Source organism: Streptomyces sp. LARHCF249 (assembly GCF_052871255.1).
Genome location: NZ_JBIXJQ010000008.1, coordinates 224,206 through 236,655, shown reverse-complemented (window position 1 = coordinate 236,655; position 12,450 = coordinate 224,206). Strand labels below are relative to the sequence as shown.

General features: G+C 73.6%; 13 protein-coding genes. 8 read left to right on the top strand and 5 right to left on the bottom strand.

Annotated features, from left to right (window positions below; genetic code table 11):
• Window positions 1-171: 171 nt before the first annotated feature.
• The 4 genes from msrB to ACIPUC_RS24365 all read right to left on the bottom strand — a co-directional run bounded on the left by msrB (window position 172) and on the right by ACIPUC_RS24365 (window position 3,449).
• A complete protein-coding gene (gene msrB / locus ACIPUC_RS24380; protein ID WP_446592118.1) occupies window positions 172-585 on the bottom strand; it encodes a peptide-methionine (R)-S-oxide reductase MsrB in 414 nt (137 codons plus the stop codon).
• Between the two features lie 14 nt (window positions 586-599).
• Entirely contained in the window at window positions 600-1,997 is a 1,398-nt protein-coding gene (gene murC / locus ACIPUC_RS24375; RefSeq protein WP_446592116.1) for a UDP-N-acetylmuramate--L-alanine ligase, read from the bottom strand.
• A gap of 51 nt (window positions 1,998-2,048) precedes the next feature.
• Window positions 2,049-2,516 carry an indole-3-glycerol phosphate synthase gene (locus ACIPUC_RS24370; protein ID WP_446592114.1) on the bottom strand — a complete coding sequence of 156 codons (468 nt, stop codon included), beginning with the start codon at window positions 2,514-2,516 and terminating at the stop codon, window positions 2,049-2,051.
• Window positions 2,517-2,666: 150 nt separating this feature from the next.
• Window positions 2,667-3,449, bottom strand: a complete 783-nt coding sequence (locus tag ACIPUC_RS24365; RefSeq protein WP_446592112.1) for a pyrimidine reductase family protein — start codon at window positions 3,447-3,449, stop codon at window positions 2,667-2,669.
• Window positions 3,450-3,533: 84 nt separating this feature from the next.
• Between ACIPUC_RS24365 and zapE the strand changes: the two genes are divergently transcribed.
• From zapE to ACIPUC_RS24340, 5 genes are all read left to right on the top strand, one after another.
• Window positions 3,534-4,589, top strand: coding sequence for a cell division protein ZapE (gene zapE / locus ACIPUC_RS24360; protein WP_446592277.1), 1,056 nt, complete (start codon window positions 3,534-3,536; stop codon window positions 4,587-4,589).
• 62 nt (window positions 4,590-4,651) lie between these two features.
• The gene (locus ACIPUC_RS24355) at window positions 4,652-5,080 is read left to right on the top strand and encodes an OsmC family protein (protein ID WP_267752865.1); all 429 of its coding nucleotides are present in this window, start codon (window positions 4,652-4,654) and stop codon (window positions 5,078-5,080) included.
• 214 nt (window positions 5,081-5,294) lie between these two features.
• Window positions 5,295-6,641, top strand: coding sequence for an alkaline phosphatase PhoX (locus tag ACIPUC_RS24350; protein WP_446592111.1), 1,347 nt, complete (start codon window positions 5,295-5,297; stop codon window positions 6,639-6,641).
• Window positions 6,638-7,483, top strand: a complete 846-nt coding sequence (locus tag ACIPUC_RS24345; protein ID WP_446592109.1) for a PPK2 family polyphosphate kinase — start codon at window positions 6,638-6,640, stop codon at window positions 7,481-7,483. Before ACIPUC_RS24350 ends, ACIPUC_RS24345 begins: the two co-directional genes overlap by 4 nt.
• Before the next feature lie 17 nt (window positions 7,484-7,500).
• Complete coding sequence (locus ACIPUC_RS24340; RefSeq protein WP_446592107.1) at window positions 7,501-8,424, top strand: polysaccharide deacetylase family protein; 924 nt, start codon at window positions 7,501-7,503, stop codon at window positions 8,422-8,424.
• Window positions 8,425-8,433: 9 nt separating this feature from the next.
• Here ACIPUC_RS24340 and ACIPUC_RS24335 read toward each other — a convergent pair whose 3' ends face one another.
• Window positions 8,434-8,637, bottom strand: coding sequence for a hypothetical protein (locus tag ACIPUC_RS24335; RefSeq protein ID WP_446592105.1), 204 nt, complete (start codon window positions 8,635-8,637; stop codon window positions 8,434-8,436).
• 228 nt (window positions 8,638-8,865) lie between these two features.
• Here ACIPUC_RS24335 and ACIPUC_RS24330 point away from each other — a divergent pair, with 228 nt between their 5' ends.
• Genes ACIPUC_RS24330 through ACIPUC_RS24320 form a run of 3 tightly spaced genes read left to right on the top strand, consistent with a single transcriptional unit; the run spans window position 8,866 to window position 12,445 of the window.
• Entirely contained in the window at window positions 8,866-10,215 is a 1,350-nt protein-coding gene (locus ACIPUC_RS24330) for a discoidin domain-containing protein (protein WP_446592104.1), read from the top strand.
• Complete coding sequence (locus ACIPUC_RS24325; RefSeq protein ID WP_446592102.1) at window positions 10,215-11,468, top strand: MFS transporter; 1,254 nt, start codon at window positions 10,215-10,217, stop codon at window positions 11,466-11,468. Before ACIPUC_RS24330 ends, ACIPUC_RS24325 begins: the two co-directional genes overlap by 1 nt.
• The gene (locus ACIPUC_RS24320) at window positions 11,465-12,445 is read left to right on the top strand and encodes a hypothetical protein (protein ID WP_446592101.1); all 981 of its coding nucleotides are present in this window, start codon (window positions 11,465-11,467) and stop codon (window positions 12,443-12,445) included. The genes ACIPUC_RS24325 and ACIPUC_RS24320 overlap by 4 nt, the downstream gene beginning before the upstream one ends.
• Window positions 12,446-12,450 lie beyond the last annotated feature (5 nt).

The following is a 12,450-nucleotide window of genomic DNA, read 5'->3' as shown; positions in this document are numbered from 1 at the left end:
ATCCCGAGGAAACAGATAGGTGTCTTCCGCGGCCAAAGCGTGCTATTGGCGGCGGATCACCGCAGGTGGGAGACCTGATCGGAACCCAACCGCGATGTCCCCGACACCAAGGCGGGCCCTCCCGGCCGGCACAGGGGCCGGCCGGGAGGGCCCGCCAGGGGTCGCGCGGGGTCAGCCTTCGCCGGAGGCCGGGGTCAGCCGCAGCGAGATCGAGTTGATGCAGTACCGCTGGTCCGTGGGCGTCGGGTAGCCCTCGCCCTCGAAGACGTGGCCCAGGTGGGAGCCGCACGTCGCGCAGCGGACCTCGGTACGGACCATGCCGTGCGAGGTGTCGGCGATCAGCTCGACCGCTTCGGTGTCCTTCGGGTCGTAGAAGGACGGCCAGCCGCAGTGCGACTCGAACTTCTCCGTGGAACGGAAGAGCTCGGCGCCGCAGCCGCGACAGGAGTAGACGCCTTCCGTCTTGGTGTCGGTGTACTCACCGCGGAAGGCCGGCTCGGTGCCCGCGAGGCGCAGCACCTGGTATTCGGACGGGGTCAGCTCCGCCTGCCACTGCTCGTCCGTCTTCTCGACCTCGTACGACATGACTCTCCCTCCCTCTAGTTCGACAGGCGGGCGAGGATGGCCGGACCGAGGTCCGTGACGTCGCCCGCGCCCATCGTGAGAACGAGATCACCGGGCTTGGCCATTCCCGCGATGACGTCGGCGACGGCGCCCTTGTCGTGCTCGGCGGTGACGTCGGCGCCCGCGGAGCGGGCGGCGGCGATGATGAGCTCGCTGGTGACGCCGGGGAGCGGGTCCTCGCGGGCCGGGTAGATGTCCAGGACCACGGAGGCGTCGGCGAGGGCCAGGGCCTGGCCCATCTCCTTGCCGAGCTCCTGGGTGCGGGAGAACAGGTGCGGCTGGAAGACGACCAGGATCCGGGAGTCCCCGGCGGCGCCGCGGATGGCCTCCAGGTCGGCGGTCATCTCGGTGGGGTGGTGCGCGTAGGAGTCGATGACCTGGACGCCGGCCGCCTCGCCCTTGAGCTGGAGGCGGCGCTTGACCCCGGTGTACTTGCCGAGCGCGGAGGCCAGGTTGTGCGCCGGGATGCCGAGGGCGACACCGGCGGCGAGGGCCGCGACGGCGTTGTGCGCGTAGTGGCGGCCGGGCACGGAGACGGTGAAGGTGAGCATCCGCCCGTCCAGGACCACCGTGACCTCGCTGGTCAGACCGCGCGGGGTGATCTTGGTGATGCGGACGTCGGCCTCGGGCTCCTCGCCGTACGTGACGACGTTGAGGCCCTCGCGGCCGGCGACCCGGCGGGCGATCTCGGCCGCGCCCTCCTGGCCGTGGGCGACGACCAGGGTGCCGCCGGGCACGATCTTGGAGACGAAGGTCTCGAAGGACTCGTAGATCTCTTCGATCGACGCGTAGTTCGCGTGGTGGTCGAGCTCGGCGTTGAGGATGATCGCGACCTGCGGGGTGTACTTGTGGAAGGTGCGGTCGCTTTCGTCCGCCTCGGCCACGAAGATGTCGCCCTCGCCGTGGTGGGCGTTGGAGCCGGGGGCGTCCAGGTCGCCGCCGATGGCGTACGAGGGGTCCAGGCCCAGGGCCGACAGGGAGACCGCCAGCATCGAGGTGGTGGTGGTCTTGCCGTGCGTGCCGGCGACGGCGATCGGGCGCAGGCCGTCCATCAGGGCGGCGAGGGCGTCGGAGCGGTGCACGACGGGGATGCCCAGGTCGGCGGCGCGGGCCAGCTCCGGGTTGTCGGCGCGGATGGCGCTGGAGACGACGACGCAGGTGGAGTCGTCGGCGAGGTTGCCGGGGGCGTGGCCGCCGTGGACGGTGGCGCCGTGGGCGCGCAGCGCCTGGGCGGTCTCGGAGTCCCCCCGGCTGTCGCTGCCGGCCACCTGCGCGCCGCGCTGGGCGAGGATCTTCGCGATGCCGGACATGCCGGCGCCGCCGATGCCGATGAAGTGGGGCCGTTCCATGGCGGTCGGCAGGCCGGGCTTCATTCAGGTCGCTCCAGGATCGAGGGGGGTGCTTCGAGCTCTGACCGCCCCAGCCTATTCGTTGTGGGCGAAGAGCTTGAGCACCGGAACGCCGACCTTGTGGCGGGCCCGGGAGGCCCAGTCCCGGTGGAAGAACTCCTCCACGAAGTGCGGGGCGGTCAGGACGATCACCTCGTCGGCGCCGGTCTCCTCCACGACGGCCTTCAGTTTGTCGAGCGGGTGGTCCTCGATGATCTGCCCGATGACATTGGCGCCCTTGTTGCGCAGGGCCTCCATGGAATGCTCGAGGGCCCGCTCGGCGGGGCCGCGGGCGGCCTCGCCCTCGGGTACGTCGGCCTCGCGAATGGCCTCGGGGAGCTCACCGAGCGCTACGTCGTCGATGGCGCGCAGCAGTCGGTCCTGGTCGCCGCGGGGTTGCATGAGGACGACGAAGGAGACCGAGTCGTCTCCGTGCAGGGTGGTGACGAAGTCCACGTCCACCGCGGTCAGGGGCTGCTCGATCATCAATACGCTCGTGAACACGGACGCCCTCTCCTTCATGGGCCGAGGCCGGCTGGCCGGCCCCCTGCGGAAACCATCCTGCCCCGCGCTCGCGCGGGACCTTGCGCAGATATATGTGCCCAGGTTTGTGCCCGGCGGAAGCTAAGCGGAACGAGAAATTCCGCCTCCTGCTCAGATCCGACGGTAGCTGGTGAAGAGGAACCCGGCCTCTTCCAGTACGGAGGCCGGCGCGAGCCGGTGCGGAACCGTGACGGAGGGCCCGCCCGCGATCCGCTGGGCGTCACCGGCCGTGAGCACCGGCGAGATCGTCAGGCACAGCTCGTCCAGCGCGTCGGCGGCCACGATCTGGCCCAGCAGCCGGGGCCCGCCCTCGGTGAGCTGGCGGCGCAGCCCCCGCGCGGCGAGTTCCCGCAGGGCGCGGGCCGGGTCCACGGCGGCCCCGTCGCCCGCCACCACGACCTCGGCCCCGGCCGCGGCGGCCTCGGCGACCTTGCCGGCGGGCGCCGCGGCCCCGGTGACCACCAGGGTCGGCACGAGCGGGGAGGTGAACAGGGGCAGGGTGAAGTCCAGGTCCAGGCTCGCCGTGACCACGGCGATGGCGGCGGCGGGGCCCTGTCCGGCGGCTGCCCGGCGGGCGGCGAAGGCCTCACGGGCCCGGGCCGGGCGGTACCCCTCCTGGCGAACCGTTTCCGCTCCGACGACCACCACATCGGCCAGGCCCCGCAGGGTGCCGAAGATCCGCATGTCGGCCTCTCCGGAGATGGGCTGCGAGCGGCCCTCGTGCTGGGCGGCGCCGTCCAGGGTGGAGACCATGTTGGCCCGCAGCCAGTGCGCCCCGTCCTCGAGGGCGGGGTACGCGTAGGCCTCCGCGAGCTCGTCCAGCGACCACTCCCGGCCGGTCAGGGCCTGGGAAGGGGCTGATGTCTGATCGGTCACAGGGAACAGGCGTCGCATCGGTGCAGTGTGCCACGACCCGTAGAGTTGAGTGCTGTGTCAACATCACTCTCCACCTCCGGTGCCACGTCCAGTCGGCCTCAGATAGCCGACGCGGGGCCCCAGGCCCTGTGCGCCCGCGAGCCCCGGGTACCCGCCGAACGGCTGGTGGCCGAGATGGTGCCGCCGCCGCGTTTCGACTCGGTGCGCTTCGACACGTACAACCCGGACCCGGCCCAGCCGAGCCAGTCCGAGGCGGTCACCGTCCTCAGCGGCTTCGCGGCCGGCCTGGGCGGGGCGCACGCGAGCGGCGCCGGCAAGCGGCGCTGGTTCAGCAAGAAGCCGGCGCCCGCGGCCGGCCCGCGCGGGGTCTACCTCGACGGCGGCTACGGCGTCGGCAAGACCCACCTGCTCGCCTCCCTGTGGCACGCCACCCCGGCCGAGCCCGCGCTCAAGGCCTTCGGCACCTTCGTGGAGCTGACCAACCTGGTCGGCGCGCTCGGCTTCCAGCAGACCGTGCAGACCCTGGGCGGGCACCGGCTGCTGTGCATCGACGAGTTCGAACTGGACGACCCGGGCGACACCGTGCTGGTGTCCTCGCTGCTCAGCCGCCTGGTCGAGCAGGGCGTGGCGCTGGCCGCCACCTCCAACACGCTGCCCGGCAAGCTCGGCGAGGGCCGTTTCGCGGCCGCCGACTTCCTGCGGGAGATCCAGGGGCTGTCGGCGCACTTCCGGCCGCTGCGGATCGACGGGCAGGACTACCGCCACCGCGGGCTGCCGGAGGCTCCGGCTCCGTTCTCCGACGAGCAGGTCGCCAAGGCCGCGTACGCGACCGAGGGCGCGAGCCTGGACGACTTCCCCGGCCTGCTGGAACACCTGGCCCGGGTGCACCCGAGCCGCTACGGAGCGCTGACCGACGGGATAACGGCGGTCTGCCTGACCGACGTCGGCCCGGTGCCGGACCAGTCGACGGCCCTGCGGCTGGTGGTGCTCGCCGACCGGCTCTACGACCGCGAGGTCCCCGTACTGGCCTCCGGGGTCCCCTTCGACAAGCTGTTCAGTGAAGAAATGCTCAACGGCGGCTATCGGAAGAAGTACTTCCGCGCCATATCGCGGCTCACCGCGCTCGCCCGCGACGCAAAGCCCCTGGTGTCGCAGTAGGTTTGGCAGCGCCGCGCCCTTCCGGGGGCCCGGCCGTTTCCACTTCTGCGAAGGGATCCCCCATGGCCGCCACACGCAACGCACACGCCGTCTGGGAAGGCGACCTGTTCGAGGGCAAGGGCGTCGTCACCCTCGACTCGTCCGGCCTCGGCAGCTACCCGGTCTCCTGGCCCGCGCGCACCGACGAGGAGGCGAACGGGCGGACCAGCCCGGAAGAGCTCATCGCCGCCGCGCACTCCAGCTGCTTCAACATGGCCTTCTCGAACGGACTGGCGAAGGCGGGCAACCCGCCCGCCAAGCTGACCACCTCGGCCGCCGTCACCTTCGTGCCCGGCAAGGGCATCACGGGCATCCACCTCACGGTGGAGGGCGAGGTGCCGGGTCTGGACAACGACGCCTTCGTCGCCGCCGCCGAGGACGCGAAGAAGAACTGCCCCGTCAGCCAGGCCCTGACCGGCACGACGATCACCCTGAGCGCCAAGCTCGCCTGACGGCTCGCGCCGAGCTCGACGATGCGGGGCTCCGCCCCGTACCCCGCTCCTCAAACGCCGGAGGGGCTGGATTCGGTTGCGGGCCGGGTTGCCCGCAGGGCAAGTTCAGCCTCGCCGGCGTTTGAGGCGCGGGGCACGTCCCCCGCCGGGGCCGTCCGTGGGCACCCCGGCGCGGGACGCCCACGGCGGGCAGCCGGTGTGATACCACGGGCCGATGTCCGTCACCCGACGCAGCCTGGTCGCCGCCGGCGCGATCGCCTTCAGCGGCGCGCTCGGCGCCCTGTTCACCGGCCGGGCCGCCGGTGCCGCCCCGCCGACGCGCGGGTACGGGCCGCTCCTGCCCGACCCGCGCGGACTGCTCGACCTGCCCGCGGGGTTCTCGTACCGGGTGCTCTCGCGCGCGGGCGGCCCGCTGCGCTCCGGTGAGGGCGCCGTCCCGGCCAACTGCGACGGCATGGCCGCCTTCGGCGCGGGCGGCGGCCGCGTGCGGCTGGTCCGCAACCACGAGAACCGCGCCACGGCCGCCCTGCGCGTGCCCGCCGTCGCCGGGCTGACGTACGACCCCGGGGCCCTGGGCGGCTGTACCGCCCTGGAGCTCGGCCCGGACGGGCGGGTCGACGGCGAGCGGGTCGCCCTCGCCGGTACCGCCGTCAACTGCGCGGGCGGCCGGACCCCTTGGAACACCTGGCTGAGCTGCGAGGAGACCGAGGACCGGGCGGGCACCTCCGGTTACACGCGGGACCACGGCTACGTCTTCGAGGTGGACCCCGCGGATCCGCGGCGCTCGGGGGCGGTCCCGCTCACCGCGCTGGGCCGCTTCGCGCACGAGGCCGTCGCCGTGGACCCGTTCCGCGGGGTCGTCTACGAGACCGAGGACGCCTTCACCCGGCCCTTCGGGCTGTTCTACCGCTTCCTGCCCGCACGGCCGCTCGGCGGCCCGGGCTCGCTGGGGGCCGGCGGCGTGCTGGAGGCGCTGCGCGTGCCGGGGCTGGCGGACCTGGCCGTGGTGGACCGGCCCGGGGCGGAGTTCCCGGTGGAGTGGGTCCGCGTACCCGACCCCTCGGCGGACGGGACCGCGATCCGGTTCCAGGACTTCGGGCGCGGCGGGATCACCCACGCGCAGAAACTGGAGGGCTGCTACTGGGGCGGCGCCGGCGTCCACTTCGTCTCCAGCTACGCCCGCCGCGGCGAGGGCGCCGGCGCCGACCACCACGGGCAGGTGTGGTTCTACGACCCGCTGCGCGCCCGGCTGCGGCTCGACGTGCTGTTCGGCCCGGCCGCCGGCATCGAGCTGCCCGGGGACTCCCCCGACAACATCTGCCTGGCCCCGGACGGCGGGCTGATGGTGTGCGAGGACGGCGGCGGGGCCCAGTACGTCTTCGGCGTGACGGCCGGCGGCGAGGTGTACCCGGTGGCCCGCAACGCCGAGGACATCGGGCGGCCGGGCGCGCCGGAGTGGGGCGAGTTCGCCGGGGTCACCTTCTCCCCCGACGGACGCACCCTGTACGTCAACGCCTACGCGCCGGGCACCACGTTCGCGGTGACGGGGCCCTGGCAGTGACCGCGCGGCCGCTCCGCGAGCTGCTGCGCGTCCCCGCCGGCCAGCGGCTGGACCTCGGCCGCCGCGATCCGGCCGCGACCCCGGCGGGCCCCGCGGACAAGGCGGCCGGGCGCGCGGCCACCGCCGCGATGGCGCAGCCGCTCGGCTCGTTCCAGGAGCGGCTCTACGCGGCGAGCACCGCGGGCGACCGGCGCCGCTTGCTGCTCGTCCTGCAGGGGATGGACACCAGCGGCAAGGGCGGCACCGTCAAGCACGTGGCCGGCCTGTTCAACCCGTCCGGCTGCCGCATCAAGGCCTTCAAGGCGCCCACCGCCGAGGAACGCGAACACCCCTTCCTGTGGCGCGTCAGGAAGGCCCTCCCCCAGCCGGGCGAGATCGGCGTCTTCGACCGTTCGCACTACGAGGACGTGCTCATCGCCCGCGTCCGCGAGCTGGTGCCGCCCGACCGGGTCGAGCGGCGCTACGCGGAGATCAACCGCTTCGAGGAGTCCCTCGCGGACGACGGCGTGACCGTGGTGAAGGCCTTCCTGCACATCAGTTACGAGGAGCAGCGCGCGCGGCTCCTGGCGCGGCTCGACAACCCCGACAAGCACTGGAAGTTCAGCCCGGACGACATCGACGAGCGCGCCCTGTGGCCCGCGTACCAGGAGGCGTACGAGCTGGCCCTGGAGCGCTGCTCCACCGGCGCCGCGCCCTGGTTCGTCGTCCCCGCGGACCACAAGTGGTACCGCAACTGGGCGATCAGCAAGCTGCTGCTGGAGCACCTGGAGGAGATCGGTCCGCGGTATCCCCCGGGTGACTTCGACGTCGGGGAGTGCCGCGCACGCCTACTTGCCACATAGTCATATAACTTGCCCATGTGACCATTTCCGTGCGCAAAGCGGCGTCCGCCGCCGTGCTCAGTGCCGCCCTCGGCGCCGCCCTCGCGGGATGCGGGGGCGGCGCCGCTCCGCCGGACGCCGGCCGCGAGGCCCGTCTGGGGACGCCCGCGGCGTCCGCGTCCGCCGCCGCGTCCGGCCCCGCCTCCGCCCCGCCGTCCGCGGCCGGGGCCGGGGCCGCCCCGCAGGCCGGCGCCCCCGCCAAGCCCCCGACCATGGCGCCCGGCCCGAACGGCCTGACCCCGGTCTTCGAGCGGGCCAAGCAGCAGACCGACAAGACCGTGGCGCTGACCTTCGACGCCGACATGACCTCCGACCAGGGGCCGCGCGCCGCGGGCGGGGAGCGCTTCGACAACCCCCGGCTGATCACGGCCCTGCGGACCCTCCAGGTGCCGTCGACGATCTTCATGACGGGCCGCTGGGCCGAGGAGTACCCGGACCAGGCGAAGGCGATCGGCACCGACCCGAACTTCGAGGTCGCGAACCACTCGTACAGCCACCACGCCTTCACCTCCCCCTGCTACGGGCTGCCCGCGCTCGACGCCGCCGCCGCCCGCGCCGACGTGGACCGGGCCTTCGCCGCCTTCCGTACGGCGGGCGCGGTCAACACCGTCCCCTATTTCCGCTTCCCCGGCGGCTGCTACGACGACCAGGCGCTGCGCGCCCTGTCCACGGCCAAGGTCACGGCCGTCCAGTGGGACGTGGTGAGCGGGGACGCCTTCGCCACGGATCCGGACGCGGTGGCCGAGCAGGTGCTGGCGGGGGTCAAGCCCGGCTCGGTGGTGGTCATGCACTGCACGCGCAGCGCGGCGCCGGTCACCGAGGAGGCCGTCCGCAAGATCGTCCCGGAGCTGCGCAAGCGCGGCTACCGGTTCGTGAAGGTCTCCGAGCTCATCGGGAAGTAGCCGCCGGATTCAGCCGGAGCAGGCCGTGCGCTGGGCGTCCTGCCACTCGCATACCGGGCAGAGCACCCTGCCCGGGGTGGCGACCCCGTACTCCGTGGGCTTTCCGCACTCCAGGCAGTCGGCGTACGGCGGCCCCGCCACCCGCCCGGCCGGGGCGGCGGGAGCGGGGCAGTACGACGGGTTCGACGACGGGTTCGCGTCCGGCTGGTCCATGCGTACGAGCCTACCGAGAGGCCTTGCGCGCGTACTAGTAGGAAACTTTCCTTCCTGTTAGTCTCCCGGGCGGCGGCTTGGCGCGGTGCCCGACCCCTGGGCATGACGCGCTCAGCGAGAGCTCTGACCCGGCCGCCGTGCACCGCCCCCTGCCCGCCCGCGGGCCGGGGCGCGCTGCTCCGCGCCAGAGTCCAGCTCTCGCCGCCCCCAAGGCCAGGGAGTCCAGGTATGCGCCTGAACCCTTCCGCTCCGTCCCCCTTCTTCCGCAGCAGACTCCGCACCCTGCTCCTCGCAGGCGCTGCCGTACTCGTCCTCGTCGGCGGGCTCCTGCTCGCCTGGCCCGAACGGGCCGGGGCCGCCGCCGACCCCCTCATATCGCGCGGGAAGCCGGCCACGGCCTCCTCCGTCGAAACCTCGTCCCTGACCGCGAAGAACGCCTTCGACGGCGACCCGGCCACCCGCTGGGCCAGCGCCGAAGGCCAGGACCCGCAGTGGATCCGGGTCGACCTCGGCGCTTCCGCCACCGTCTCGCGGGTGAAGCTGACCTGGGAGGCGGCCTACGCGAAGGCGTACCGCGTCGAGATGTCCGCCGACGGCGCCTCCTGGACCCCCCTCGCCACCGAGGCCGCGGGCAACGGCGGCGTCGACGACTGGACCGGCCTGTCCGGCAAGGGCCGGTACCTGCGCGTCCACGGAACCGCCCGCGGCACCGCGTACGGCTACTCGCTGTTCGAGACGGAGGTGTACGGCACGCTCGACGGCGGGCCGCCGCCCGGCGGTGCCTTCACGGTGGTCGCGGCCGGTGACATCGCCGCGCAGTGCACCGCATCCGACAGCGGCTGCGCGCACCCCAAGACCGCCGCGCTCGCCCAGCAGATCGACCCGAAGTTCTATCTGACGATGGGCGACAACCAGTACGACGACGCCCGGCTCTCCGACTTCCGGAACTACTACGACAAGAGCTGGGGCGCCTTCAAGGCCAAGACCCGGCCGGTCCCGGGCAACCACGAGACCTACGACCCGGCCGGCTCCCTCGCCGGGTACAAGGCGTACTTCGGGAGCATCGCCTTCCCGCAGGGCAAGAGCTGGTACAGCTACGACGAGGGCAACTGGCACTTCGTCGCCCTCGACTCCAACGCCTTCGACCGGGCCGCCCAGACCGACTGGCTCAAGGCCGATCTCGCCGCCAACACCAAGAAGTGCGTCGCCGCCTACTGGCACCACCCGCTGTTCTCGTCCGGCGGGCACGGCAACGACCCGGTCTCCAAGCCGGTGTGGAAGATCCTCTACGCCGCCAGGGCCGACCTCGTCCTGAACGGCCACGACCACCACTACGAGCGGTTCGCGCCGCAGGACCCCGACGGCCGGGCCACGGCCGACGGGATCGTGGAGGTCGTCGGCGGGATGGGCGGCGCCGAGCCCTACCCGATCGAGCAGGTCCAGCCCAACAGCCAGAAGCGGGTCAGCGGCCCGTACGGCGTGGTGAAGCTGGAGTTCACCGACTCCGGCTACGGATGGACGTACGTCGCCACGGACGGCCAGGTCAAGGACACGAGCCCGAAGTACAGCTGCCACTGATGTACCTGGCCGCCAACGGCCGCCCGGACGCGCCGCCCCGCACCCCAGGGGCCCGGCGGCGCGTCCCCGCCGCCGTCCTCGCGCTCGGCGCGGTCAGCCTCGTCACCGACGTCTCCTCGGAGATGGTCACGGCGGTGCTGCCGCTCTACCTCGTCCTCGGCCTCGGCCTCTCCCCACTCCAGTTCGGCTTCCTCGACGGCCTCTTCAACGGCGCGACCGCACTCGTACGCCTGCTCGGCGGACGCCTCGCCGACCGCGGCGGCCGCCACAAGCGCGTCGCCGGAACCGGCTACCTGCTGTCCGCCCTGTCCCGGCTCGGGCTGCTCCTGGCCGGGGGCGCCACCGCCGGGATCGCCGCCGCGCTCGCCGCCGACCGGCTCGGCAAGGGCATCCGCACCGCCCCGCGCGACGCGCTGATCTCGCTCAGCGGGCCGCCGGAGGCACTCGGCCGGTCCTTCGGCGTGCACCGCGCCATGGACACCATGGGCGCCCTGCTGGGCCCGCTCGCCGCGTTCGCCGTGCTGTGGGCCACCGCCGACGCCTACGACGCGGTGTTCGCGGTCAGCTTCTGCGTCGGCCTGCTCGGTGTGCTCCTGCTCGTCGCGTACGTCCCCGGCGCGCCCGCGGCCGGCACCGGGCGGGCGGCTCCGGCCCGGCCCGCGGCCCGCGTCCGGACCACGGCCCTGCGCGACCCCGCCTTCCGCCGCATCCTGTACGCCGCGGCCCTGCTCGGCGCCACCACCATCGGCGACGCCTTCCTCTACCTGCTGCTCCTGCGCGGCCTCGACCTGCCGCCCGCCCTGTTCACGCTGCTGCCGCTCGGCGCCGCCGCCGTCTACCTCCTGCTCGCGGTCCCTGCGGGCCGGATCGCCGACCGGTCCGGGCGGCGGCCGGCCTTCCTGCTCGGGCACGGCGCCCTGCTCTGCGCGTACGCCGTGCTGCTCGCGCCCGTCTCCTGGCCGACCGTCGTCGCCGTACTGGCCCTGCTGGGGGTCTTCTACGCCGGCACGGACGGCGTCCTGATGGCACTGGCCGCGCCCGTGCTGCCCGCGCACGGCCGGGCGGGCGGACTCGCGGTGCTGCAGACCGGCCAGGCGCTGGCCCGGCTCCTCGGCGCCGCCGGGTTCGGGGCGGCGTGGACCCTGTGGGGGCAGCGGCCGGCCCTGTGGGCGGCGGCCCTCGCGCTGGCCGCGGCCCTCGCGGCCGCCTGGCGCGTCCTGCCCGCCCCCGATGCCTCCGCGGAGCCGTCATGAACCTCCGTCACGGGCGGCTCCGCCTCGCCCTCGTCATCGCCGCCGTACTCCTCCTCACGGGCGGCTCGCTGGGCTACGTACTCCACGCGAGGCACCGCGACCGGCCGGCCGGCGAGGCCCACCGGGCCGGAGCCGACGCCTCGTTCGGCCTTGCCGAGCCCGGCCTCTACTTCCGGGACGCGGCGACCGGGCGGGTCGCGCGCCGGCCCGGGCCCGACGCGCCCCGTGTCCCCGGCGGCCCGTCCTGCGACCGCTTCCACGCCGCCGGGGGACACGCCCTGTGCCTGCGCATGCTGCCCGGCGCCCCGGCCCGCACCGAGGCCCTCGTACTCGACCGGCAGCTGCGCGAGATCCGCCGGGTGACCGTGCCCGGCATCCCCAACCGGGCCCGCGTCTCCGCCTCGGGCCGGCTGCTGTCCTGGACGACCTTCACGACCGGCGACTCGTACAACACCTCCGCGTTCTCGACCCGCACCTCGATCCTGGACCTGCGCACCGGCTATCTGATCAAGTCGATGGAGCAGATTCCGCTGACCGTCGACGGGGCCCGGCACCACGACTCCGACGTCAACTACTGGGGCGTGAGCTTCGCCGGCGACGACAACCGCTTCTACGCCACCGTCTCCACCCGGGGCCGCACCCACCTCGTCGAGGGCGACCTGCGGAACTGGTCGGCGAAGGCGCTGCGGGAGAACGCCGAATGCCCCTCGCTGTCACCGGACGGCACCCGCGTCGCCTTCAAGAAGAAGGTCTCCGACGACCCCCGGGCACCGTGGCGGCTGTACGTCCTGGACCTGGCGACCATGCGGGAACACCCGCTGGCCGAGCCGCACAGCGTCGACGACCAGCCCGCCTGGCTGGACGAGGCGACCGTCGGCTACGGCCTCGACGGCGACATCCGCTCGGTCCCGGCGGACGGCACGGGACCGGCCCGCCTCCTGGAACCGGGCGCCTCCTCACCCGCGTACGTCCGCTGAACCGG

Bases quoted from the DNA above. Each gene is read 5' to 3' on its own strand.
- msrB (WP_446592118.1), bottom strand. From the start codon at position 585: ATGTCGTACGAGGTCGAGAAGACGGACGAGCAGTGGCAGGCGGAGCTG.
- murC (WP_446592116.1), bottom strand. From the start codon at position 1,997: ATGAAGCCCGGCCTGCCGACCGCCATGGAACGGCCCCACTTCATCGGC.
- ACIPUC_RS24365 (WP_446592112.1), bottom strand. From the start codon at position 3,449: ATGCGACGCCTGTTCCCTGTGACCGATCAGACATCAGCCCCTTCCCAG.
- ACIPUC_RS24355 (WP_267752865.1), top strand. From the start codon at position 4,652: ATGGCCGCCACACGCAACGCACACGCCGTCTGGGAAGGCGACCTGTTC.
- ACIPUC_RS24350 (WP_446592111.1), top strand. From the start codon at position 5,295: ATGTCCGTCACCCGACGCAGCCTGGTCGCCGCCGGCGCGATCGCCTTC.
- ACIPUC_RS24335 (WP_446592105.1), bottom strand. From the start codon at position 8,637: ATGGACCAGCCGGACGCGAACCCGTCGTCGAACCCGTCGTACTGCCCC.
- ACIPUC_RS24330 (WP_446592104.1), top strand. From the start codon at position 8,866: ATGCGCCTGAACCCTTCCGCTCCGTCCCCCTTCTTCCGCAGCAGACTC.
- ACIPUC_RS24325 (WP_446592102.1), top strand. From the start codon at position 10,215: ATGTACCTGGCCGCCAACGGCCGCCCGGACGCGCCGCCCCGCACCCCA.
- ACIPUC_RS24320 (WP_446592101.1), top strand. From the start codon at position 11,465: ATGAACCTCCGTCACGGGCGGCTCCGCCTCGCCCTCGTCATCGCCGCC.